Annotated in this window: 27 protein-coding genes; 25 read left to right on the top strand and 2 right to left on the bottom strand. The window is 51.6% G+C overall.

Going from position 1 to position 21554, the window contains the following annotated elements:
• Positions 1-192 precede the first annotated feature (192 nt).
• Genes Pan241w_RS05320 through Pan241w_RS05280 form a run of 9 tightly spaced genes read left to right on the top strand, consistent with a single transcriptional unit; the run spans position 193 to position 13140 of the window.
• On the top strand, positions 193-2745 hold the full coding sequence (locus Pan241w_RS05320) for a coiled-coil domain-containing protein (protein ID WP_145212039.1): 2553 nt from the start codon (positions 193-195) through the stop codon (positions 2743-2745).
• A complete protein-coding gene (locus Pan241w_RS05315) occupies positions 2745-3479 on the top strand; it encodes a hypothetical protein (RefSeq protein ID WP_145212036.1) in 735 nt (244 codons plus the stop codon). The genes Pan241w_RS05320 and Pan241w_RS05315 overlap by 1 nt, the downstream gene beginning before the upstream one ends.
• Before the next feature lie 12 nt (positions 3480-3491).
• Positions 3492-6329, top strand: coding sequence for a LamG domain-containing protein (locus tag Pan241w_RS05310; RefSeq protein ID WP_145212033.1), 2838 nt, complete (start codon positions 3492-3494; stop codon positions 6327-6329).
• Complete coding sequence (locus tag Pan241w_RS05305; protein ID WP_145212031.1) at positions 6329-8464, top strand: hypothetical protein; 2136 nt, start codon at positions 6329-6331, stop codon at positions 8462-8464. Before Pan241w_RS05310 ends, Pan241w_RS05305 begins: the two co-directional genes overlap by 1 nt.
• A complete protein-coding gene (locus tag Pan241w_RS05300; protein ID WP_145212028.1) occupies positions 8464-10308 on the top strand; it encodes a hypothetical protein in 1845 nt (614 codons plus the stop codon). The genes Pan241w_RS05305 and Pan241w_RS05300 overlap by 1 nt, the downstream gene beginning before the upstream one ends.
• Positions 10309-10323: 15 nt before the next feature.
• Positions 10324-11649, top strand: coding sequence for a glycosyltransferase family 4 protein (locus Pan241w_RS05295; RefSeq protein ID WP_145212025.1), 1326 nt, complete (start codon positions 10324-10326; stop codon positions 11647-11649).
• 2 nt (positions 11650-11651) lie between these two features.
• Positions 11652-12188 (top strand): hypothetical protein, encoded by a 537-nt coding sequence (locus Pan241w_RS05290; RefSeq protein ID WP_145212023.1) that lies wholly within the window; start codon positions 11652-11654, stop codon positions 12186-12188.
• 13 nt (positions 12189-12201) lie between these two features.
• A complete protein-coding gene (locus Pan241w_RS05285; RefSeq protein WP_145212020.1) occupies positions 12202-12534 on the top strand; it encodes a hypothetical protein in 333 nt (110 codons plus the stop codon).
• Positions 12535-12555: 21 nt separating this feature from the next.
• Positions 12556-13140 carry a class I SAM-dependent methyltransferase gene (locus Pan241w_RS05280; RefSeq protein ID WP_145212017.1) on the top strand — a complete coding sequence of 195 codons (585 nt, stop codon included), beginning with the start codon at positions 12556-12558 and terminating at the stop codon, positions 13138-13140.
• Between the two features lie 217 nt (positions 13141-13357).
• Here the strand turns inward: Pan241w_RS05280 and Pan241w_RS05275 are convergent, their stop codons facing one another.
• Together Pan241w_RS05275 and Pan241w_RS05270 are read right to left on the bottom strand one after the other, a co-directional pair.
• Complete coding sequence (locus Pan241w_RS05275) at positions 13358-13624, bottom strand: hypothetical protein (RefSeq protein ID WP_145212014.1); 267 nt, start codon at positions 13622-13624, stop codon at positions 13358-13360.
• A 12-nt stretch (positions 13625-13636) separates the two neighbouring features.
• Positions 13637-13912 carry a helix-turn-helix domain-containing protein gene (locus tag Pan241w_RS05270; RefSeq protein WP_145212011.1) on the bottom strand — a complete coding sequence of 92 codons (276 nt, stop codon included), beginning with the start codon at positions 13910-13912 and terminating at the stop codon, positions 13637-13639.
• A 103-nt stretch (positions 13913-14015) separates the two neighbouring features.
• Between Pan241w_RS05270 and Pan241w_RS05265 the strand changes: the two genes are divergently transcribed.
• The 16 genes from Pan241w_RS05265 (at position 14016) to Pan241w_RS05195 (ending at position 21554) form a co-directional block, all read left to right on the top strand.
• Positions 14016-14354, top strand: coding sequence for a hypothetical protein (locus Pan241w_RS05265; RefSeq protein WP_145212008.1), 339 nt, complete (start codon positions 14016-14018; stop codon positions 14352-14354).
• Positions 14355-14420: 66 nt separating this feature from the next.
• Positions 14421-15242: a methyltransferase domain-containing protein gene (locus tag Pan241w_RS05260; RefSeq protein WP_198000332.1), complete on the top strand. Its 822-nt coding sequence runs from the start codon at positions 14421-14423 to the stop codon at positions 15240-15242.
• A 51-nt stretch (positions 15243-15293) separates the two neighbouring features.
• Positions 15294-16001 carry a hypothetical protein gene (locus tag Pan241w_RS05255; protein ID WP_145212001.1) on the top strand — a complete coding sequence of 236 codons (708 nt, stop codon included), beginning with the start codon at positions 15294-15296 and terminating at the stop codon, positions 15999-16001.
• Between the two features lie 20 nt (positions 16002-16021).
• Positions 16022-16438 carry a hypothetical protein gene (locus tag Pan241w_RS05250; RefSeq protein ID WP_145211999.1) on the top strand — a complete coding sequence of 139 codons (417 nt, stop codon included), beginning with the start codon at positions 16022-16024 and terminating at the stop codon, positions 16436-16438.
• Positions 16439-16460: 22 nt separating this feature from the next.
• Positions 16461-17387, top strand: coding sequence for a site-specific DNA-methyltransferase (locus tag Pan241w_RS05245; protein WP_145211997.1), 927 nt, complete (start codon positions 16461-16463; stop codon positions 17385-17387).
• A 63-nt stretch (positions 17388-17450) separates the two neighbouring features.
• The gene (locus tag Pan241w_RS05240; protein WP_145211994.1) at positions 17451-17657 is read left to right on the top strand and encodes a hypothetical protein; all 207 of its coding nucleotides are present in this window, start codon (positions 17451-17453) and stop codon (positions 17655-17657) included.
• 61 nt (positions 17658-17718) lie between these two features.
• On the top strand, positions 17719-18465 hold the full coding sequence (locus tag Pan241w_RS05235; RefSeq protein WP_145211992.1) for a hypothetical protein: 747 nt from the start codon (positions 17719-17721) through the stop codon (positions 18463-18465).
• 44 nt (positions 18466-18509) lie between these two features.
• The gene (locus Pan241w_RS05230) at positions 18510-18836 is read left to right on the top strand and encodes a DUF4031 domain-containing protein (RefSeq protein WP_145211989.1); all 327 of its coding nucleotides are present in this window, start codon (positions 18510-18512) and stop codon (positions 18834-18836) included.
• A 48-nt stretch (positions 18837-18884) separates the two neighbouring features.
• Positions 18885-19382 (top strand): hypothetical protein, encoded by a 498-nt coding sequence (locus Pan241w_RS05225; RefSeq protein ID WP_145211987.1) that lies wholly within the window; start codon positions 18885-18887, stop codon positions 19380-19382.
• Positions 19383-19447: 65 nt separating this feature from the next.
• Complete coding sequence (locus Pan241w_RS29275; protein ID WP_198000331.1) at positions 19448-19609, top strand: hypothetical protein; 162 nt, start codon at positions 19448-19450, stop codon at positions 19607-19609.
• A 7-nt stretch (positions 19610-19616) separates the two neighbouring features.
• Positions 19617-19886: a hypothetical protein gene (locus tag Pan241w_RS05220; protein ID WP_145211983.1), complete on the top strand. Its 270-nt coding sequence runs from the start codon at positions 19617-19619 to the stop codon at positions 19884-19886.
• Positions 19887-20087 (top strand): HNH endonuclease, encoded by a 201-nt coding sequence (locus tag Pan241w_RS30005; protein WP_145211980.1) that lies wholly within the window; start codon positions 19887-19889, stop codon positions 20085-20087.
• Positions 20088-20091: 4 nt separating this feature from the next.
• On the top strand, positions 20092-20307 hold the full coding sequence (locus Pan241w_RS05210) for a hypothetical protein (protein WP_145211977.1): 216 nt from the start codon (positions 20092-20094) through the stop codon (positions 20305-20307).
• Positions 20308-20395: 88 nt separating this feature from the next.
• Positions 20396-20704 (top strand): hypothetical protein, encoded by a 309-nt coding sequence (locus Pan241w_RS05205; protein WP_145211974.1) that lies wholly within the window; start codon positions 20396-20398, stop codon positions 20702-20704.
• Between the two features lie 65 nt (positions 20705-20769).
• The gene (locus Pan241w_RS05200) at positions 20770-21366 is read left to right on the top strand and encodes a hypothetical protein (RefSeq protein WP_145211971.1); all 597 of its coding nucleotides are present in this window, start codon (positions 20770-20772) and stop codon (positions 21364-21366) included.
• The gene (locus Pan241w_RS05195; RefSeq protein ID WP_145211968.1) at positions 21363-21554 is read left to right on the top strand and encodes a hypothetical protein; all 192 of its coding nucleotides are present in this window, start codon (positions 21363-21365) and stop codon (positions 21552-21554) included. Before Pan241w_RS05200 ends, Pan241w_RS05195 begins: the two co-directional genes overlap by 4 nt.

Genomic DNA, 21554 nt, shown 5'->3' with positions numbered 1-21554 from the left:
ACTCCCTTTCTGACAAGAATCGCCAGGCGTACCGACACTTTCGCGAATGTAAAGCGGTTGGTCAGTTTCCCGACGATCCAATCGTGAGGATGAATGCGGATCTGATTCAAAGCGTATTGGATCGGGTCACTGAGAAGCAGAGAGTTGATGAACTGACTTTGTTGACATCTATTATAACCAGGTAGCGTCTGAATGATTGCAGCAGCCGAAGCAGAACGCAATGTCGCGATTACACTGCAGTTGGTTTCCGATCCACGGAATCCATCGACGGCGAAGGTTGTGCGCAATCAGGTCGAGGATGTCGAAAAAATTCGTGTCAAGGCGGCGAAGAGATCAAAGTCCGAGATGGACCAGGTTGCAAGGGACGAGCAGCGAGAGCGAGAGTATAATTTAAGGGAACAGATCAAAGCTGCCCAAAAAGAGCAGCGTGAAAAGGATCGCTTAGAAGCGAAGGCCGCCAGAGACCGGGAGCAGGCGCGGAAGCGTGAGGAGCGCGAGAAAGCGAAGGCGGCGAAAGCAGAGGAACGCGAACACGCGAGATTGGAAAAAGAGAAAACCAGGAAGGCCGAGAGGGAAGCCAAGCAGCGGGAGTCGATTTTTAAAAGAGAGGCTCTCGAAATAAAACGCTATCAAGAAAAGATCCAGAGAGAGACTGAAAACGCACAGCGACAACGGGTCGATGGATCTCGGCGGGCAACAGAAGCGAGCGTCGGTGCTTTACAAGGCGTCATGGACCTCGTTGAGGGAACTGCAATCCTCGGCCTCACGAGCGAAGAGAACTTCGAAAAGTTCGCCAAAACGTTCATTAAGATCCAGGCTGGCTTCAAGGCAATGAAGGGCTTCACCGAACTCGTCTGGAAAGGCCGCGAGGCTATCGTCGCGTTGCGTGAATCGCAGGAAGCACTTCGCACATCACAGGTGTTGCTGTCGGCAGCGCCTGTCCCCGCAGCACTTGCTGCAACCGCCGCAGGTAAGGCGACCCTGGCGGGTGGCGGTAGCGGCGGCGGATCTGGGATCGGTGGTTTCGCAGCAAGCGTTGGAGCGGAGGCGGCCGGTGGGGTGATCAGTGGGCGAATGGTGGCTCGCCGGGCCGCGAAAGAGGCCGCTGAGGCGGCTGCTGAAAAAGCGGCTCAGAAAACAGCAGGCCGCGTAGGTGGGGGCTTTGCTAATGAGTTTTTCGGGAGCCTTGTCGGAAGTATGCTGTTCAACAGTGGTGCTGGAAAGGCTGTTAAAGGCGTGGGCCGCAGGGTACTCGGGCGAGTGGGTGGAGCCACCATCGGCGGGGTGGCTCGCGGCACTGGCAGATTACTGTTCCGAGGTGGGCGAGCCTTGATTGGTAGCGGAAAGGCGGCACTTGGAAGGCTTGGTGGAACATCTCTGGCTGGCGGCGGCATGGTAGCGCTGGGAGGCGCCTTGGGCTATGGGCTCTCGGAGTTACTAAGCTACACGAACAGCCTCTCTACGGGGCGAAAGCACGGTTCTGAACCGCCGGGGCCACAGAGGATGGGTTTTGGCAACTACTTCAAGGATTTGTTCGACAAGCCGCTTTACAACGAGTCTCCGACCGGAGCGTTCAAATCAACGTATAAAGCGGTGTCTGATATGTTTTCGTCCGACGAAGCTGTCGAAAAGCGTCAGAAAGAACTGGACGAAAATAAGATCAAAAACCAGGAAATCCGAGAGCGGCAGCGGGATCGCCTTTCATTCAGGCTTTCGCAGGATTCGGCTTACTCTGGACTGAACCGGCAGCGGATCGCACTCGGCCCCGGAACCGACATTGAGAAAGCGAAGAAACTGGAGATCCAGGCAGCGGCAGAGGTGGCACAGGCGAAGGCTGCAGCTCAGGAGAACTACCAGAAGCAGATCGACGCCATGAACCGCAATGAAGCTTACAACGATGAATTGCGTTTGATGCATCTTGAGAATGTGAGCGAGAAGCAGGCACAGCTCGTCGATGCGGCACGATCCAGGCTTGATCTGTTGAAGGCTCAAAACAAAGAGCATGAGAGTGCTGTCAAGTCAGCGAAGGAACAATTGAAGGCAGCGAAAGAGCAAGTTACCGTTGCCGAGAAAGCAGTTGCATCAGACCGCGAATCGAAGCTGGCACAGTTTGACAAGCTGGCTGATCCACAGAAGCGGAATCTACGATCGATTGCCGACAAAGTGAACCGTGGTGAGAGACTATCGTTTCGCGAAGTTAAACAGCTTGAAGAGACGCCGTTCGGCGGTGAGATCGCTCAGAAGTACCGGGCACAGAGATCGGCGGGCGATGCAGGTACAATCCGCGCTTTGGGTGGTTTTAAAGACGCCGAAAAGAATCTCGCGGATGCGAGGACAGAAGAGAACAAGAAACGTGCGGAACTTTCCGAGTCGATCCGCAAGGAACGCGAATCCAGAGATGCGATGATCGTGCAGACGAATCGCGTGAAGCGCAGCATGGAATCGCTGTCTGCGATCGTCGACAAGGTCGCGAGAGCCAGTGCGGAACAAGCTGGCGTCGAGTACACACCGCCGCCCGTAGTGCCTCAACAGGGAGCACAGCAGGTAGGGCAGAGAGGCGGCAGTGTCGTCGGCGCGGTAAACAATGCGACAGATTCGTTCGTTCAGGAGCACCTTGCACTCATTGAGGCGCTGAAGAACTTCAAGGACACGAATTCCGAGTCGTTCCGCCAACTCAGAGAGCAACTGACTCAGCAGGACCAACGGGGTGCCGATTACCGATCTGTATTGCAGGGGGGTCCATAATGGCATCGATTCTGTATTACGGAAGTCACCAGCACGCGGATAATGAAGTGACTGTCCATATTTCGCGCCGAGCGATGGAGAATTCAACGGGGTTCGTTTACGGTTCGATTGAGACATGGAGCGTTACTGGCGTCCTGCAAGCCGATACGCTGACTGCGTTGAAGACGGCGATGGATCAGTTCGAAGCCGCATACCGGGAGCCGAACAGAGATCTGATTTGGAAGATTGGCGACAAGGTAGTGCATCAAATGCTGAATGACGACACCGCCTATGGGGTCCGCGTGGTTGTTCCGCCGCACTTTCCTCGCGGCGATGCACCAGGGGAACTGGTCAATCGTCGCAGTTATGCGTTTGTTGTCGAGGCGGCGTTTTTGCTACCTGCGTCGGCAAGCACTGCTGACAATATTTATGTCGTCAATTACGAATCAAACCTGTCGTACACAGGAACCGGCGGTACAACGTTTGGTCACTTACCGACGCTCACTGGATTGCACCAAAAACAGGTTCTCACTGAGACGAGTTTAGTCACTGCCCAGCAGACGGGCATGAAATCTGGAATTGGATTTTATCCAGAGCCAGATGCCCCGTTCCCACACTTGGCGGATTACGAAAAGACGGACCGGCGAAACATTCGCCAAGGCAATCCGCGTCGATTTAACAACACTCAGTTCGAGTTCCCGATTTATTGGACCTACACATTTGAACGGAATCAACCGTTCCCAGCAGCAACCTAAAGGAGTAGAGACATGACTTCACACATCTGGATCGGGGGTGCCCCGGCAGTCGCTCAGGTTAATACGATTACATTTCCTTCGGATGTGGCGGCCGGTCAGGTGATTAATTTCACTATCGGATTGAAAACGCTTTCTGTGACAGCAACGGGGAGCACGCGAGCTGAGATAATTACCGAAGTGGTCACCGCCTGGAATGCCTCTACGATTCCCGAATTTGCCGAAATCACTGCTTCAGTCGGGGTTGACTCAGAGGGCGATGCAGACGGGTCGGTGGTCCTGACCGCTGACACCGCAGGGAAGCCGTTTGTGGTCGCCGTAGTGATCGGCACCGGAACGAATGAGAAGCAGGTCGTAACAGTCACCGGGGCAACGGGAGGGACATTCACACTTACCTACGCCGGTCAAACAACAAGTACCATTGCCTATAATGATGCTGCTTCTACTGTAGAGACAGAGTTAGAGTCTCTTAGCAATATTGGTTCGGATGATGTGAGCGTATCAGGTGATGCAGGAGGCCCTTATACCATCGAGTTTACCGGGGCACTCGCTGCCACAAATGTTGCGTTGATTACTGCAAACGCAACAAGTCTTACCGGATTTGCGAACGAAGAACAGACGGTGACGATTATCAACTCACCTTCCGGGGGTGACTTTACCTTGATTTATAACGGCCAGACCACAGTGGCGATTGCCCACAATGCCGCAGCAGCGACTGTGCAATCAGCTCTTGAAGGCCTGGCAAATATTAAGGTAGGTGACGTGAGTGTGACCGGCCCGGCAGGTGGTCCTTGGACCGTGGAATTCACGGGAGACCTTGCGAAGACAGATGTTAACCTACTTGCTGCAAACAGCAGTTTGACAGGTGCACCTACCGCCGCCGCCGCAACGAGTCAGGCCGGTTCAGGACTAAACGTAGGGAACGTAACTGCCTATTGGAAGACTGACGAAGCGAGCGGAACACGCGCCGATGCAATCGGGTCTCTCGATCTGACTGAAACCGGGACTGTGACAGCCTCCTCTGGTCTTATTGGCAATGGGGTTTCAGGGTTCACTTCTACCGATTATTTAGAAACCCCGCACAATGCATTGCTTGCCCCCACTGGCAACTTCAGTATCTCACTTTGGATACGCCCAACAGGTAGCTCTTTGTCAAATATCGGCTACCTCATTAGTAAAGGTCTGATATCAGGATCGGCAAACAATTATTCAATATACCAGAGTGGAAGCAGCATAGTCTGGCAGTTCAGAACTGGATCTGGAACGCAACAGATCACAGCCGACACGACGGTATCAAATGACGGCTGGTACTTCGTCGTAGGCGTTGCTGACTTTGACAATTCGTTAATTAAAATCAGCATCAATGGAGAAACATTTCAAACAGGAGCCCTTGCCGGAACAAGCATCGGTGACGATGGAACGCACTTAACTGTTGGAGTATCAGAAAACACAACAGCCAACTACGTGTTTAATTACCTTGGGACAATAGATGAAATCGGACTCTGGCCGGAAGCATTGTCTCAGTCTGAAGTCACGACACTTTACAATAGTGGGGCTGGTCTCCAGCCGCCATTCACGGGAACAAACGAGGTGCAAACCCTCACCTTCACAGGCACACCAACCTCTGGAAGTGTTGGGGTATCATTTGCCGGAGAGGAAGCCCTGATTCCATACGATGCAACAGCCGCCGAAGCGGAAACACTGCTCGAAGCATTAAGCACGATTGGTTCCGGTAATGTAGATGTCACTGGGGGGGATTGGCCTGGGACACCTTTGACAGTCGAATTCATCGGCGACTTAGGGCAGACAGATCAACCGCAGCTTGTTGTTGACAACACTTCTGTGCATGTGGCGATTGTTGAATCGACAAAGGGTGTACCGCAACCTACCGTAGTTGTTGAGACGACGGATGGACCGATTGACACCACTGAGACAACTGCCAATTCCGGCCCGAATAACTGGGACGTGGCGGCAAACTGGAGCACGAACACGGTTCCGGTTACCAGTGATACAGTCCACATCAGCCACACGGACATTAGCATTCTATACGGTCTCGATCAGAGTGCGATCACGCTGGCTGCTCTGCACATCGAGCAGACTTTCACCGGGGAGATCGGTCTCCCTCGCTTCAATGCCGATGGCACGACATCCTACTCTGAGTACCGTGATCAATATTTAAAAATCGGTGCGACACTGCTCAACATCGGCGACAAAGAGGGGGACGGCTCGGAGCGGATTAAAATCAACCTCGGTTCGGTGCAGACAACGGCGTTGATCACTGATTCCGGCGATAGTCCTGATGGAAACACACCGGCGATCTTATTGCTCGGAACACATGCCAGCAACGTGATCAATATTAACCGGGGATCACTGGGCGTTGCCTACTACCCAACCGAAGTCTCCACAATAGCGACATTACGTCAGGCGTTCTTCGATGACGCCGTCGACGACACAAACGTGTTTTTGGGATCGGGAGTGACGGTCACCGACATTAATAAAACGGGGGGCGTGTTGGATATCAATTCAGCAACCACGACATTCAAGCAGACCGCAGGAACGACCACGGTACACGCCGGGGCGCACGCTGCTTTGACCATCCTGGCTGGGCTGCTGAATTACAATTCAACGGGAACTCTGACCCTCGCGAACCTCTCAGGTGATGCAGTGCTGGTCTTTGATCAGGACGCGCGACCGAAGACGGTCACGAAGATCAATAAATACACCGATGATTCCGAGATCTATGACGAGTCGGGGAGCATCGCCACGCCAGTAATCGACCTACATAACTGCGGTGATCTGAGCACGCTCCACATGGGTCAGGACTTCAAGGTGACAATCGGAGCCACGACCTAATGCCAGCCGCAAACACAACAGATTACGTCAGTGTCGGTTCTGTGATCTATCCGGGGATCAAACAGATCGTGAGTGCATCTTATTCACGCTCGCACGGCATTACGCCCGACATTTGTCAGATTGAAATGGCTCCTCAGACGCTCGATCCGAAAGACAAGGACTATGTACCCATTGAGCCGGACGGGTATCTGATCTTCCGGTTTGACACGGCTAAGATTTCCACCGACGGCAACGGCATCACCAGCACGACGAATAAGCGTGTGGAAATTGTAATGCAGAGCTGTCGGCCTGATAAAGCATCGGTGCGGCGTTCTGCGTCATCAGAGAACTGGACGATTCCCGTTTACGACCGGCGTTGGAAATGGAAGTTCGGCTCATTCTCAGGGCACTGGAATGTAAAGAAAAACGGGGTCATTGAAAAACGAAAGGAGAAAACAGCGAGAGAACTGGCTAATCTATGTCTGGAAGCGATGGGAGAAAAGAAGTACGAAACCAAAGCTCTCGACGAATTGGAAAAGGGGAAGGATCTACCCTATCGAAAAAAGGTGCGTCCAGAAGTGCATTGGGACCGCATCCCCCCCGCACAGGCTTTAAGCGAATTGGTGACTTCGTTGGGCTACCGGGTCTGTCTGGACTGGAACGACATCGTGCGAATCGAGAAGTACGGCGAAGGGGAATTACTCCCCACGGATGATCTGATGTCAGGAGGTTTCGACGCAGATCTCCCAGAGGTACCTGATTCCGTAACCGTGCTGGGTGGAATCTCGTACCACGAGGCACTCTGGGAATTGGAGCCGGTTGGACTCGACATCGACGGCGAGTGGCGACCGATCAACCACCTGAGTTACACGCCATCCGAAAAGTACGAATGGCTGTTGTCTGATCCGCCGAATTTCCCCGGAATCGAACAGAAATACGACGAAGTGAAGGATAACAAAAAGCCAAAAGATCCGATCATTGAGCATCGGAAACAGCAATTGAAGCTTGCGCAGGAGACGGTGTTTCGCTGCTACCGCCTGAAATACCCGGCCGGAACCAAGGAGAGCGAGGTTCTACGGAAAAAATATGACGAACTTGGCAGGAAAGTTGCAAAGGAAGTCGATAAGGGGATTCGGCGCGGTGACAAAAAGTCGTTCGATAAATTGATGGATGATTACGAAGAAGCCGGGCGAGAGCTGTTTTATAAGGCAGGGCCAATCCTGCCCGGACCCAAGGTGACTAACCCTAAGACCGGTAAGAAAGAGGATTATAAACTAGCTCTGCTTGAGCAGGTGCTCCCCTGCTTCGAGACACGCGCCGGTTTAGCGATCGACCCTATCACAGGGAGCCTGAAGCGGAAAGATACAATCGTACTTGGGGAACGGTATAGCGATACCCGTGGCTACAACACGGAACTAAATGTCTACTTCAGACGTGATGAGTACAGTATTATTCCCGAGCAGGGAATCATAAAGTTCAACAATCCGGTCTATAAGCTGGGGACCGCCAAGGTTCCAGTCGTCAACGGCAGCAGAAAAACAGAGAAGCGAAGTATGTACGTTCCCGCCAGTCTTGGGGTTCTGATTGCCGTACCGCTGAAGTCTGTCGTCGGGGAGCCGGCTCGGTACGAGTATCACTACGAAGTTCCCAAGGAGTACCGCACCAAACCGGCGAAGCTGCCGTCGGGCCTGCAGAGTAACCCTCGTAAGCTTCCGGGCGGAACCGACACCAAGATTGTTGTCAACAATCAGATCGTCCAAGCCTATGAGGCGGTGTACGAATTCAATAAAAGTAAAATCACCGGTGAGGTTCTAGTTCGCCAAAAAGAGGTGAAGGACAACGCGAAGTCTGAAGATTTTGAAAAACTCGCGCTCGCCGATGTCGATGTCACACTACTTAGGCTGACCACGGGGGATGCAGGCTCCGGAATTTACGCCGGACTGAAGAGGATCGATCTTGATGGCGCGATTCAGCAGGTTGCGATCCGCCTGACGACTCAGGGCGGCATGACGACGACAGTTGCCCGCAACCGCGAAGTGAATATTTACGTGCCGAATTTCGATGAGCGACAGCGAAGTCAGGACCTGAAGGAGATGATCAGGAAGCATCGGCAGACGGTTGACAAAACGGAAAAGGTAAACCCGAAGGGGGATTGATGTTTAACGCAGCACTGGACTCTCCGGGCAGTTGGTTCGACTGCCTGAATGTCGGCGATGATTACGAAGCGAAAGACGATCGACGTAAGGACGAGAATCTGGTGATACCCGGATTTTCGGTTGTGGAAATCGTGGGTATTCGAAAAATCAACGACGATCACTTCGTGCATGAAGTTCGCCTCAATCGACCTCGTACAGCAACGTCCGTTGAGGCAGATGCGAATACCGTGGGTTCCGGTTCCAATCAGGCATTCACAGGTCCGGGTGACATACCGAAGAATCATAGCGGTCGAATCAAATTCGCTCCAGCAATGTGTCGGTTTACGGGCAACGAAGCAGACACGGAAAAGATCCACGGCCGCTACAAAGCACCTGAGAGAACTAATGGGGGGAAATACACTTCTGCAGAGTACGACGCATTCGAAGAGCAAGAAAGACTGTTCGGTCAAGGGAAGCGAGTCCAGTTGATCGGAACTCCTGACGGGTCTCTCAAGCTTCCTTCTGGTGAAGACAATTCCGATCAACAGTTCATCACCGGCTGGGATGTGATGGGAGTGTATAAGTACCGCACCGGCGAAAAGACCAAGGGTAAAAAAGACGACGAGGATAAAACGAAAAACCTCCTCGTGATGGTGGCTCCCGCTGCATCTGCCCCTCCCCCTGCAATATTATTCATGACAAAGGAGCCGATTACGCAGCAAAGCTTTGAGTCTGCAACAGTTGCAGTAGATTTCATTAAGCACGTCAATCCGAATTCAAAAACATGGAATCAAAAGTACTGGGTTAATTACAACGGTGTTTTTGGTCATGAATTCAAGTACGAATTTCACGACGAAAACGATGTGAATGTCTCAGCATCTGTATTGATCACCTCAAGTGCTAACGAGGTCAAGACAGCACTGGAGGCCTTTAGTTGGATTGGCGAAGGCAACGTAGAGGTCTACTCTCCCGGCGGGCTATCCGGCAGGCTGATTATAGAGTTTGTGGGGGAGCTTGCCGGGATGGAAGTCCCGAAGCTTTACAGGAGGCGAATAATCGACACTTCTATCCCGGATATTCCCCTGAGTACAACCGCATCAGGAGCGATTTACGTTCCAGAGATCATAAGTTACGAACTCGAACCGACAGATATGAAGCCATCGGCGGGTGAGAACACTGTGACATTGACCCCTGCGACTAGTAATTTGTCAGGAAGTTACTTTACAGTTGGTGCACGAAATCTGTTTAGTCATGATTATGAGACCGGGAAGCGAAGACCGTGGAGGACTGAATTTTACGACAGCAGTTACGCATCGGCGGGAGGTTACTCAGGGGGGCCATTCGGCTATTGGGGTGCAGCGCGTGCTTACAACGACTCTACCCTGTATTGGGATGGTAGTAAAATCGTAAGCGGAGTCTATTACCTTCTCCAATCCGTTTACGCGCTTGCATACACGGACGATGATGTACTCAACGGCCCGTACGATCGAGATGAATCCGGCACTGTGGTCGGGGAAGCGACCGGCAAGTATAACGCCAAAGGTTACGACGCTAATCTGTTGGATAAAAACGGCTATGATCCCGCTGGCTATGACGTGAACGGACTTGATGAGAATGGATCTACGTGGGGCTACTTCGGTGCCTGGGGGCACTTTCACCATGGTGCAGTCTCTCACGATACTCCACATAAGAATGACCATGGAATCGATCGGCGGTTCCCGCAGTGGCAGGAGTACTCCGCTGGATCAATCGGTGTGGCAGTGTGGGTCGATGGGACGGGGTATGTGGTTTCAAACATCGAAGACAGAGACTTCTATATTGACACCGATTTGATTGGTCACAGAGATCGCACTACGACATACTAGCAAGAATAAATCAGAATGTTTGATGCAATTAAATTACGGAAGAGATATCGCAAGCTAATACCAACTGAAATTACGACGAAGCAGTTTGGCGCAAGAATAGAGTCGTGTAACTTATGCGAGTCGCGAAAAGGCAAACAATGCACGGTGTATCAGGAAGACTGCGCGAGATACGCACGTAGCGGTAATAATTACTGCGAACTTTGGGGGGAAGTCTCTCCTTCCGTCTGTCGGTTGAAGGAATGGCAGGCCGAATTCAAAGAGAAGAAAATCAGACTCGGTGTCTGCATGCCTAACATGGCGATGGGTGGCGTGACCCGACTACTCCTGACGATGATGGATACTCAGGTAGATCACGGGCTCGAATGGTCTGGGTTTGCAATTGGCAATTCTGAAGTGTTCGACATTGAGACAGCGAAACGCATCCTGAGGTATTGCCCGATCTATTGCACGAGGAATGACCCAAAGTTTCAAGGGCTGGTGACAGTTGTGAAAAATGCCTGTCAGAAAGTCGTCGACGAATCGGACTTGGTGAACCTGTGGGGTTACACAAAAAGCAACGACGAGATCGATTCGACCAACTGGAATTCCAAGCCCTCTCTAGTGATTTCGCATGGTCAATGTGAATGGACCCGTAAGAATCTCTCTGTGAGCCTCTCTAAGGGCTCGATGCACGTTTTGGTTGCAGTATCGGAAGCGGCAGGTGAGTGCATTCAGGAAGCGACGAGGAAGCCCTACGCGGTGATTTATAACGCCGTTGATTTCTCCCGCTGTGCCCCGTCACGCGATCGCGATGAAGTGCGGCGGGAATGGGGTATCAGTCCGGAAGCGAAAGCCGTTGGTTACATTGGACGGTTTGCGATGGACAAAAACCCGCTGGCGACGGCGAAGGCGGTTGCAGGACTGGGTAAAGGATTTCACGCCGTGTATGTCGGTGAAGGCTGGCAGAGTGATCAGGTTATTGCCGAAACCAAAGCGCTTTGCGGAGATCGCTTGACCATTGTTCCGCGCGTTGAGGACATTGGAACGGTGCTGGCTGCCTTGGATTGTGTGGTAACGGCTGCCACGTATGAGGGCGGGCCGTTGGTGGCAGCGGAGGCTTGGCTGGCAGGCTGCCCTGTGGTTTCAACTCCGGCGGGGATGATCCCCGAATTAGAGCGTGATCACGGATCACTGGTTTATGGCGTGCCGTTCGACCCTTCGGTCATCGAATTGACTGATGCGGTTTTAGACGCGATCACCGGTGACGAACGGATTGAGCGGGCGAAATACGTCGCCTGGAAATTATTCTCGCCGGGGCGACTGATCACGAGGTACGAGTCAGCGATTCGTGGGGGATGTTAAACATGCTGGTTAATCACGACATTCAATTCACATTCATCCACGCTGGGAAATGCGCGGGCATCGCACTGAGTCAATGGCTGCTTAATCACTACGATTTTGAATACTACGGCGACCCCGACGCAAAAATCCCCGGAACGAAAATCGTCGAGCGTCACCGTTTTGTGATTCCGGATGAACTGAAAGGCTATAAGGTCATCACGAGCGTCCGCGAACCGTTTGCACGCTGGGAGTCTTTCTATCTGTATCAGAATCTGGTGATGGGTTTTGATATTCCGTTCGGTCAATTCACACGCGAGCGGCTCGACTGGATTTCCAAACAAAGCGAATATACCTGTCAGGCCGATTACGTCCTCCGCGTTGAGAGTCTCGCGGAAGACGTGTTGAAGCTGCCGTTTGTGAAGCAGCCAGTGCCAGAGATCCCGCGTCTGAATGTCTCCCGCGACCAGGCACGATACGACGAGATCAGATCCCGCATCGTGTGGACGATTGAATTGAGATCGCTGGTGGCAGAGCACTTTAAAGAGGACTTCGATTATTAAAAAGGAGAAACATATGACCAATCTTGTAAAGAAAACCATAAATGAGCTGTATGAAGAATTGAAAGAGGAGCATCACGGCAAAAAGTATCCCTACTCAGACGGTTCCGGGTACGACATTACGGAAGTAGAATTCCATGAAGAGGAACAGGTGATCTGTGTTTTACTGACAGATGGCGGAATGTTCTTGCAGGCAGATTACTACTGGATCGATCACGACGGAGTCGTACGCAAGGACACATCGTCAAGCATCACCAGCAGGCTATGTCCATCTGAAATCGCCAAGTACCGTGAAATATTAGCAGACCCAATTAAGCACTCGTGCGGGGAGTGGGTAGTGTCCACTTAGAAACAAGGAAAGCAATTCGCAATGAGAGATCTGTTTGAAAAAATCTACAGCACCAACGGCTGGGGCAGTCCTGAGAGCGTGTCCGGCACCGGCTCCACCCTGGAGCAGACCAGAGTGATCCGGCAGCAACTCCCGAAGCTGATTGAAAAATATCAGATCAAGAGCATGCTCGACCTGCCCTGCGGCGACTTCTATTGGATGCGTCACGTTCCACTGCATCTGGAATACATCGGCGGAGACATTGTGCCAGCAATCGTTGAGCGAAACCGGAGGATTTATCGCAAGGAATTCCGCAGGCTGGACATCACGCAATCAGAACTCCCCAAAGTGGATCTTGTCTTCTGTCGCGACTGCCTGGTACACTTCTCTGATGTGGACGTGTTCGCGGCGATCGCAAACATTAAAGCCAGCGGTTCGAAATATCTACTTACCACCACGTTCCCCGGTCGTGAAAACCGTGACATTCAAACCGGGTATTGGCGTCCGGTCAACCTGCAGTCGGGGCCGTTCTGTTTCCCCGATCCGGTGGAGATCATCAATGAGGGTTGTACCGAATTTGGCGGAGAGTTCAAAGACAAATCGCTCGCACTGTTTGAATTGAATTAAAGTTCAAAGTGCCGATCAACAGCCTTGGTCGCTATTTCGCGTGCAACGTATCTAATCTGATGTGGTAGCGGCTCTCTCTTGCGGATGATCCGGCAGACAGCTGAATCAGAAGAAAATCCAAGCGTTTCTGCCAACAGGTCTAAGCGGTCTCTATACTTATTACGCCGACCCCCGCAGGCTTCAAGCAGGTCCGTCACGAGCTGGTACACCTCGTGATTCATCCGAAGTACCAAAACAGCAGCTTTACAATCCCAGAGCAAACCGCTGCGCCAACAATGGCGCCAACGATCCTTTTCCCGACGAGGTCTTCTTTCTGCTCGCTTTCTGGCTGAACCGTTTCGGCAAACTTTCGTTCGGCCTCATCGCGGGCGTGACGGTACTCTCGCACGGCTTCGCCAAGTTTGATGTATCCGGCTTTGTGACCGACGAATGCTACCAGTAGCAATCCGGCGATCAGGCTGATTGGCAGTAAGTGCTCCCCCATTCGGCAGGCTCCCTATTTCAGATTAAGGTCAAAATACTTCGCCAGTGCGTCAACCGTCTGAATATTGATATTCTCGCGGGTCCCGGTCACCCAGCGGTGCAACGTAGGCTGCGCAACCGATATTTTCGAGTGATCGCTGACCTCGCTGGCGAGTTCGTAAAGCGTCATGCCTGTCTGCATCTTTTTAATGACGCGATCCAAGAGCACGTAGCTCACAGTGCCTTTTTTCTTCTGCCTCAGGGTTTCTTTCGCATTATCGACATTACTAAGCTGGGCTGGTCTGGCCATTTCTTGAAAAATCCTCGTTTATCTCTTGCGTTGTTTATGCCGATAGTTATAATAACCGTATAAGTGAGTTGAGTTTCACAATCCAAACGAAAGAGGTGAGCCCATGAGTTCTTCCGTTACTGTCAATCAGTGGTGCGTGATTTGCGGCACCAAAATCAAAACCGGCGACGCGGTCAGTATAAACACCGCAACCGGCGACGTGGCTCACACACAATGTGTAGGCGACCCGTCAATGTATGCTGATCACGATGATTCTAACCGAAAAACGGAACAGAAATCCAGTCCAGACGCGGACCAACTGGTCCCGGCCCCTGCTGCCGTGTCCCGCGATGCAATAAAACAGGTGGTTATCGAGGTTCTGTCCGAGTGCTTTTCCAGTGTCGATTTCTCGTTCCTTGACCAGAAAATCGACGAGCGGATTGAGCAGAGGCTGACGAAGTAAGTCTTTTGCAACGGCTAATTTATGCCGTTGGTTATATTTCAAATCCAAACGAAACGAGGTGACGGCGTGAATGTCGACACAACAAAAATCGGCGAGAAGCAAATCGACTCGGATGTGATCGAAGCAATCAAGTCGGGGCTCTGGAATCACGAAACCTTCGGGTTTTCAATGCCGCAGCTGGACCGTGCGATGTACCAGAAAGTCGCGAAGGTCCTCGAAGCTCTCGGTGGCAAGTGGAACCGCAGGTCGCGGTCGACACTATTCGAAGATCAAGACGCAATGCAGTCTGTGATCGATGCCTGCGAGACCGGGGTTTATGTTGACCTAAAGAAAGCATATCAGTTCTTCGAGACGCCGCCGGAAGTGGCGGAAAAGCTCGTCACCGCTGCTCGAATCTCGGATGGAACATCGATCCTTGAGCCGGGTTGCGGCAAAGGCGCAATTATCCGGGCGATTGCAAACGAGGTTGACGAACTTGGGTTCAGTGAAGGTGTCGATGTTCTCGGAATTGACATCAACCCGGAATATTCGCTGGGGATCCTGAACGAATTCATTGACGAGCCGTTCTGTGATGTGCGGTTTTTGAATGGTGATTTTCTGTCGTTTTACGAAAATCGAATCGGCTCATTCCAGACAATTATTATGAACCCGCCGTTCTCACGATTTCAGGACATCAACCATGTGATGCGAGCTTACGACTTCCTGACCGAAGGGGGTCGCCTCGTCGCCGTAATGTCCGATGGTTTCACATTCCGACAGGACACAAGATCCGCTGGTTTCCGCGACTGGCTGGAAGTCAACGGTTGGCACTGGGAACCGCTGCCTGAGGGCAGTTTCAAGTCATCAGGAACCAATGTTAACACCGTCATGGTGATCATCGATAAGTAGTAAGGCCCGCAGGCGGGGTGTCTCCGGGGTTTTTCTAGCAGATTGCCCGGATTGATACGACACCCCGCCTGCATTTTGCAGGAATCGCAAATTATGCAAACAACAATCGAAGTCGAAGCAAAGTTAATCATGGCCGCCTGCGAGATCCTCGACCGGGGGACATCCAACAGCGTCGATGGCGTGCATTTCACGCGGGACTCGAAGGGTAACCTAGTCGTCGTGGCGACCGACGGCGAAGGAATGGTCATGTATCGCAGCGAATCCCCTGCTCCGTCTTTCAACTTCACAATCCCGACGAAGCTTGCCAAGGCGGTTAAGGGCGTCAAAAACAAATACCGAACTGCCGTGATTACCGCTGAAGAGCGAGGGCCGGGTCAGGACGAAAAGAAGACTCAGAAAGCGACTGTCACATTTAACGGCGGAACATTCGAGGATGTGACACTTGAGTCATTAGCCCGCCTGAACGGCAGATACCCAGACATAGCTGACTTCGTCCGCAGGTGGCGAGAGCAGGGAGAGCCCTCAGGTGATCCCAGTTGGGTTCGCCCCGCCTTTATCGTGAAGCTTGCGAAGTCTATCAGGACTGCCGACTACCTACCCGCCATGATGCGGCTTGAGCACAACGGTGTTGATATAGCGAAAATTGTAATTGCGAAACACATCAACGTTAAATCACCCGAACCCAACTTCGCCTGTCTCGTCAAGCCGATGAAGCGTGAGTCAACCTGCGAGAGTTCGGATCTACTTAACGACATTTAATCCAACAGCGGAGATTACCGATGAAAGAAATCAAAACAACAAAACCGTCGCAATACACCCCGCTCGAAAATCAGCAACCTCTTCCGTTCTACGAAGACAGTGACGACCTGATCACGGACCTCGCCCACGGAATCGAACAAGCGTGGCGCGACCTGATTCGCCTTGAAGGTGAGCAGTCAGACCGACAGGGTGAAATGAAAGCACACACCGCCAGTGTGGTCCACGACGACAAGGGCGTCGCCCGATGGTCACACACAAAGAAGCGGCTGGAGCACTCCGAGATCCTGGAGCGGGGACGCAAGGAAAGTCAGCTGAAAGGGGCTGTCTCTACAACAACCCGTAAGGTTAACAAGCAGAAAGAACGGGTCATCAAACTGGTCGGTGAAATCATCGACGCGAAGTGTGGAACGCAGCGGCTGGAGCCGATGCAGCATTAACTTTAAACGAGGAGAAACGAATTTGACTAACAAATTTATCACAACGGACTGTCTGCCATGGATGAAAAAGCGGGAGGACAATTCGTTCAATCTTACTTTCGGTTCCCCACCATACGAAGACGCGCGAAGCTACGGCATAGACTTTAATCTGAAGGGTAATCAGTGGGTTGACTGGATGGCGGATATCGTCTGTGAAGCCGTGCGAATCACAGACGGTCTGGTTGCATTCGTCGTTGAAGGAAAAACGAAAAAGTTTTCCTACTCTGGAACCCCTGTTCTTTTACTTGCGGAATTGGTCAATCGGGGAATCACAATTCGAAAACCGCCGATCTTCCAGCGTGTTGGAATTCCTGGATCAGGTGGTCCCGACTGGCTGCGGAATGATTATGAATTCATTGTCTGTGCGACCAGTGGAGGAAAACTGCCCTGGTCTGACAATACAGCAATGGGGCATCCACCCAAGTGGGCACCAGGCGGTGAAATGAGTCACCGGCTGACTGACGGAACCAGACGCAATCAATGGGGCGGCGGGGAACGTGGAAAAAATGGAATTCTCAAAACTGCTAAATCTCGACCATCTCACCAGTTTACAACCAAATCCGCAACGCGCGTATCTCGAGACGGAGACACACAGACCGAAATCGCATACGTGCCACCGGTAAAAGCGAATCCTGGAAACGTGATTCAGTGCAAAGTCGGCGGCGGTTTGATGGGCTCGAAGCTCGCACACGAGAACGAAGCCCCCTTCCCTGAAAGTCTGGTTGAGTTTTTCGTGAAGTCTTTTTGTCCTCCTGGCGGCCTGGTGTTAGATCCGTTTTCCGGATCCGGAACAACGGCTGCCGTCGCTCTGAAAAATGGTCGAGGAGCGGTCGGCTTAGACGTTCGTAAAGAACAAAACATGCTGGCACGACGTCGCGTCAAAACCGAAGTTGTGACAGAAATCGTGTAACAATGACCGGGTAAGGTTAATTACCCACCCATTATTTTAAACCACTTTTAGAAAGTCGAAACGATGAGTGAACCACAAAACGCAAGAGACTGGCTGCCAAAGGTTACGTCACACGCCGAACTGGAAATCGCTGCACAGGTTCTGGAAAAATTTGCCGAGGAAATTGAACGAGTAGATCTTAATAACACTGAAGGCAATATCAAAAACTATCTGGCAAACATGGCTCGGTCGAATGCTCGTATTCTCAGGAATACTGAATTAACGAAATGACCGGGAAATAACGGTTACCCGGTCATTATTTTTTCCATATTTAGAAAACCGAGAGGGCGAAATGACAATCGAAGAACTCTATCAGCTCGTTTTAGAGCAGGACTCAAAAGCTAAACTAGAAGGCGTCACGCTCAGTGCCGGCGGCACCCTGTACCTGCGAAGTCTGACCAGTCTGCCGGAAGGCGTCACGCTCAGTGCCGGCGGCAACCTGTACCTGGAAAGTCTGACCAGTCTGCCGGAAGGCGTCACGCTCAGTGCCGGCGGCTACCTGGACCTGCGAAGTCTGACCAGTCTGCCGGAAGGCGTCACGCTCAGTGCCGGCGGCACCCTGGACCTGCGAAGTCTGACCAGTCCAGATCAGATTTATCAGGGTGATTCAATCTATCTCGAAACGATTGACGGCGCCGCGATGCAGCGTCTTTCATCATCGCATATAAAAAATGGATGTGAATATTACAAAGCCGCTTATTTCAACGGTCGCGGGGACGGCGACCGTTGTTTTGTCGCGCGTTGTGGAGAATACACGGCGCATGGTGATTCGCTGGCGACCGCAATTCGCGACGTGAGATTTAAAGAGCAACAAGCCAACTTCAATGCGGATGAGCTGGTCAAGCAGATTAAGTCTCGCGGAGTGGTCACCTTTAACGACTACCGCCTCCTAACGGGCGCCTGCGAAAGCGGTTTGCGTGCTGGTATTAAGTCACTCGGGTTACCGGAAGACACGCAGGAGTTGCCACTGGAGCGCGTGATTGAGTTGTGCGACGGGCAATACGGCGGCGACACCATTCGCGAACTGTTATCGGCGTAATGTCCGGGTAACGCTAATTACCCACCCATTGAAAGGGGGATAACGTGACTGTTTATGTAGATGATTACGAGGGGCAATTTCGACGAATGATCATGTGCCACATGATGAGCGATGAATCAATCGAAGAGTTGATTGCAATGGCCAGAAAGATCGGGGTAAATCCAAAATGGATTCAGCATCTCGGCATTCCCGGAAAGGCGGTCCATTTTGACATCTGTAAATCATATCGAGCAAAGGCGATAAAGGCCGGTGCTGTTGAGCTGTGCATCATGACTGAAGACGAAAAGCGGAACATGGAGTGGCAACGAGTTTACAGAGCAGCCAGAGAGTTGAACCAACAGTACATCGAATCACAGGCAATGACCGTGTAATAGCAATTACCCACCCATTATTTTTAATCATGTTTAGAAAGGTAAATCATGGCTTACGAAGTTTATTCAGCAGGTGACTCAATCGGAGAGTTCGGTGTTTTCCAAGACGCGATTGAATGTGCGGAAGATGAGATGAACAACCTCTGGGCGGATGAAAACGGCGACGCTGAGTTGGTTCAAGTCCATTTAATATGCAGTAGCACTGGTCTTTACGATCGTGGATCAAAGGATAAGGACGGAAACACAACTCTGGATTATGAACATCATACAACTTCCGAGTGGGATCGCATTCTGTCTGCCTTAGCTTCGATGGATTATCTGGATGGGTATCTTCCTATTACACATGATAAAAAGCCAGTCTATCCAGGAATGAAATTGTATTTAGTGATCGGGATATCGCGAGAGGTATTCCGCTTTACGGTAAATTCTATTGAATGCGGCGAAGCTAAAGGGGAATACGTAGTCCGTGGTTGGGACTATGGCAGGCAGGTTTCTGTGTGTGAAGATCCGTCAGAATGTTTTTCAAGTCTTGAGTCAACACGATGACCGGGTAATAGCAGTTACCCGGACATCAGTTTAAACGAGTTTTACAAATCAAGGAGAATAAAATCATGGAAGTATTCATCCTAGCCGCCCTGCTCGGCGGCACGTTCACCGCAATGAAACTCTGGGGTGCGATCAAGTGGCCCTGGATCTGGGTGCTTTGCCCGCTGTGGCTGTCCGCCCTGGTCATCTTGATTGTTGGCGTCATCGCCGGACAGATCGAGGTGTAGCCGATTTATGAAAAGCAAAATCTCATTCGAACATTTCGCCCGCCTCTGTCAGGGTGCGAAGCTGCAAGCCGTCGAGGTGACTGAGGCCCACTGGCAGATCAGGGGTGGTCTGAGGATCGTAAACGTATACCCAGTCACGAAGAGGGGATCGTCGTACTACATTCAGGGAATGAGTAGCGGCGTCAAAGGAACACCTCTCGAAGCGATCAAAGCAGCGACGAAACCGCCTCGACAGGAAAAACGGCACGAACGCAACAGCCAGGAGAAAAACAAGTGAGTGAGACAGTTGCTCTGGAACAAGCAAAAAGGCCTCTGTAAATGGTGTGGGTTTTACGTTCCCGAAAACGAGGCGACCCTTGACCACATCGTTGCACTCAGTCACGGTGGCGGAAATGGAAGCGACAATCTATGCATGGCCTGTGAACCATGCAATCTGAAACGCGGAAATAAATGCACCGCAGAGGAGCTGAGGAGCTGAGGAAATGACGATACGAGTCCCTGAAGAAATCATCGTTGAATGTGACGAATGTGACGAATGCCCCGAAGAGTGCAAGGTGCGCGAATTAGCCCCGACGAGTTTCCAGACTGGCGGTGCCTGCTATCCCGATGAGAGATGGCTGCGAAATCGCGGTTGGGCCATATCGAAAGACGGCATGGAGCACGTTTGCCCGCGTTGCAAAAAACTTTGCGATTCGTGACATTTTGCCCTTGCGTTATTTATGCCGTTCGTTATAATTGACGATATAAGAGTTAAGAGTTCTTTATCCAAACGAAAAAGTGAAAACGATGAGTACAACAAATTCAGGAGTCGCGGAAATCATTCTTGGCCAGATCGGTGGAGCACGCAGAGTTCGCATGATGCTCGGCGTCAAAAAGTTCTACAAAGATGACAACGGCAACACTCTCGTGTTCGACTTCAAAGGGTCAGAGAAAGCCGACCGGGTTCGCATCGCCTATAACGCACTTGACCTCTACGACGTGCAGTTCTTCACGACTGAACGTACCCTGACGAAGGCCGGTGAGTTCAACAACGTCGCCTGTGACGAGCTGGTCGGTATCTTCGAGGACTTCACCGAAATGTTCCTGACGTTCTAGCTCAACGCCGCACTGCCTCGGTGGTGCGGTTTTCTTTTTGATTCCAAACGTGATGAGGTGAGACGATGTTTAATAAAGGCGACAGAGTTTACGTTAAGAAAACCACCGGCGGTCTGCACTTCGAGGAAATGAAAGTCGTTTCCACTGAGTGGGACGGAAAATTGTTGAAACTCGCAAACAAGAACCATGTGATCGAATTCACAAAAGCAAAAGATGTCTTCGCCATGGGTGATATGGCAGAGATTATAAACGAAATTACAATTGCCACAGAGAACTTAAAAGAGCTCAAGAGGTTCATGTTAAACAAGGTTCTCGGAGACAGGTTCGGTCTTTCTATTAAGGGTGTTGCAGACATCCTTAAGAAACACGGATGCAAAGCAAACTTCAGGGCTCTCGCTGAGTACCCTGAAGGTTTCGACCTGATTCGGGTGCACGGAGATCCGTTCGACTTTGCTATTAGCAAGGATCGGGACACCGTCAGCTTTTACCATATATCAGCAAGTCTATCGCTGTTATTCACCCTGTCCGATGAACAGCTTCAGCACGTGTTTAACGAGGAAGAGATCAAGGAGTGGCCGAGGTGGAAGCCGGCGATGATGGAGATCTGCGACCGCCTCAGTATCAATTACACAAAGCCCAAGTACAAGGTAGCGATTCAATGATTAAACGAGGTGGCATCTACTTCCGAGTTGTAGAGTGCTGCGTTGCCAGTGTTTCTGAATGCCCTGATGGAGACCATCCGGTGATACAACTTCGCGTCATTGAAGATAATGACTGCCCCTACCTTCACATGCAGGCCATCGGCGTGCTTTACGTATCGCGAGTCTGCGGAAGAGATGGAGACCAGTAA

Origin of the sequence: Gimesia alba, assembly GCF_007744675.1 — a bacterium.
GTDB classification, from domain to species: domain Bacteria; phylum Planctomycetota; class Planctomycetia; order Planctomycetales; family Planctomycetaceae; genus Gimesia; species Gimesia alba.
The sequence above is the reverse complement of the archived record's forward strand: the minus strand, read 5'-3'. Positions and strand labels throughout refer to the sequence as shown.

Excerpts from the sequence above, each read along its gene's own strand:
- Pan241w_RS05320 (WP_145212039.1), top strand. The coding sequence starts at position 193 with ATGATTGCAGCAGCCGAAGCAGAACGCAATGTCGCGATTACACTGCAG.
- Pan241w_RS05315 (WP_145212036.1), top strand. The coding sequence starts at position 2,745 with ATGGCATCGATTCTGTATTACGGAAGTCACCAGCACGCGGATAATGAA.
- Pan241w_RS05310 (WP_145212033.1), top strand. The coding sequence starts at position 3,492 with ATGACTTCACACATCTGGATCGGGGGTGCCCCGGCAGTCGCTCAGGTT.
- Pan241w_RS05305 (WP_145212031.1), top strand. The coding sequence starts at position 6,329 with ATGCCAGCCGCAAACACAACAGATTACGTCAGTGTCGGTTCTGTGATC.
- Pan241w_RS05300 (WP_145212028.1), top strand. The coding sequence starts at position 8,464 with ATGTTTAACGCAGCACTGGACTCTCCGGGCAGTTGGTTCGACTGCCTG.
- Pan241w_RS05295 (WP_145212025.1), top strand. The coding sequence starts at position 10,324 with ATGTTTGATGCAATTAAATTACGGAAGAGATATCGCAAGCTAATACCA.
- Pan241w_RS05290 (WP_145212023.1), top strand. The coding sequence starts at position 11,652 with ATGCTGGTTAATCACGACATTCAATTCACATTCATCCACGCTGGGAAA.
- Pan241w_RS05285 (WP_145212020.1), top strand. The coding sequence starts at position 12,202 with ATGACCAATCTTGTAAAGAAAACCATAAATGAGCTGTATGAAGAATTG.
- Pan241w_RS05280 (WP_145212017.1), top strand. The coding sequence starts at position 12,556 with ATGAGAGATCTGTTTGAAAAAATCTACAGCACCAACGGCTGGGGCAGT.
- Pan241w_RS05275 (WP_145212014.1), bottom strand. The coding sequence starts at position 13,624 with ATGGGGGAGCACTTACTGCCAATCAGCCTGATCGCCGGATTGCTACTG.
- Pan241w_RS05270 (WP_145212011.1), bottom strand. The coding sequence starts at position 13,912 with ATGGCCAGACCAGCCCAGCTTAGTAATGTCGATAATGCGAAAGAAACC.
- Pan241w_RS05265 (WP_145212008.1), top strand. The coding sequence starts at position 14,016 with ATGAGTTCTTCCGTTACTGTCAATCAGTGGTGCGTGATTTGCGGCACC.
- Pan241w_RS05250 (WP_145211999.1), top strand. The coding sequence starts at position 16,022 with ATGAAAGAAATCAAAACAACAAAACCGTCGCAATACACCCCGCTCGAA.
- Pan241w_RS05240 (WP_145211994.1), top strand. The coding sequence starts at position 17,451 with ATGAGTGAACCACAAAACGCAAGAGACTGGCTGCCAAAGGTTACGTCA.
- Pan241w_RS05235 (WP_145211992.1), top strand. The coding sequence starts at position 17,719 with ATGACAATCGAAGAACTCTATCAGCTCGTTTTAGAGCAGGACTCAAAA.
- Pan241w_RS05225 (WP_145211987.1), top strand. The coding sequence starts at position 18,885 with ATGGCTTACGAAGTTTATTCAGCAGGTGACTCAATCGGAGAGTTCGGT.
- Pan241w_RS29275 (WP_198000331.1), top strand. The coding sequence starts at position 19,448 with ATGGAAGTATTCATCCTAGCCGCCCTGCTCGGCGGCACGTTCACCGCA.
- Pan241w_RS05220 (WP_145211983.1), top strand. The coding sequence starts at position 19,617 with ATGAAAAGCAAAATCTCATTCGAACATTTCGCCCGCCTCTGTCAGGGT.
- Pan241w_RS05210 (WP_145211977.1), top strand. The coding sequence starts at position 20,092 with ATGACGATACGAGTCCCTGAAGAAATCATCGTTGAATGTGACGAATGT.
- Pan241w_RS05205 (WP_145211974.1), top strand. The coding sequence starts at position 20,396 with ATGAGTACAACAAATTCAGGAGTCGCGGAAATCATTCTTGGCCAGATC.
- Pan241w_RS05200 (WP_145211971.1), top strand. The coding sequence starts at position 20,770 with ATGTTTAATAAAGGCGACAGAGTTTACGTTAAGAAAACCACCGGCGGT.
- Pan241w_RS05195 (WP_145211968.1), top strand. The coding sequence starts at position 21,363 with ATGATTAAACGAGGTGGCATCTACTTCCGAGTTGTAGAGTGCTGCGTT.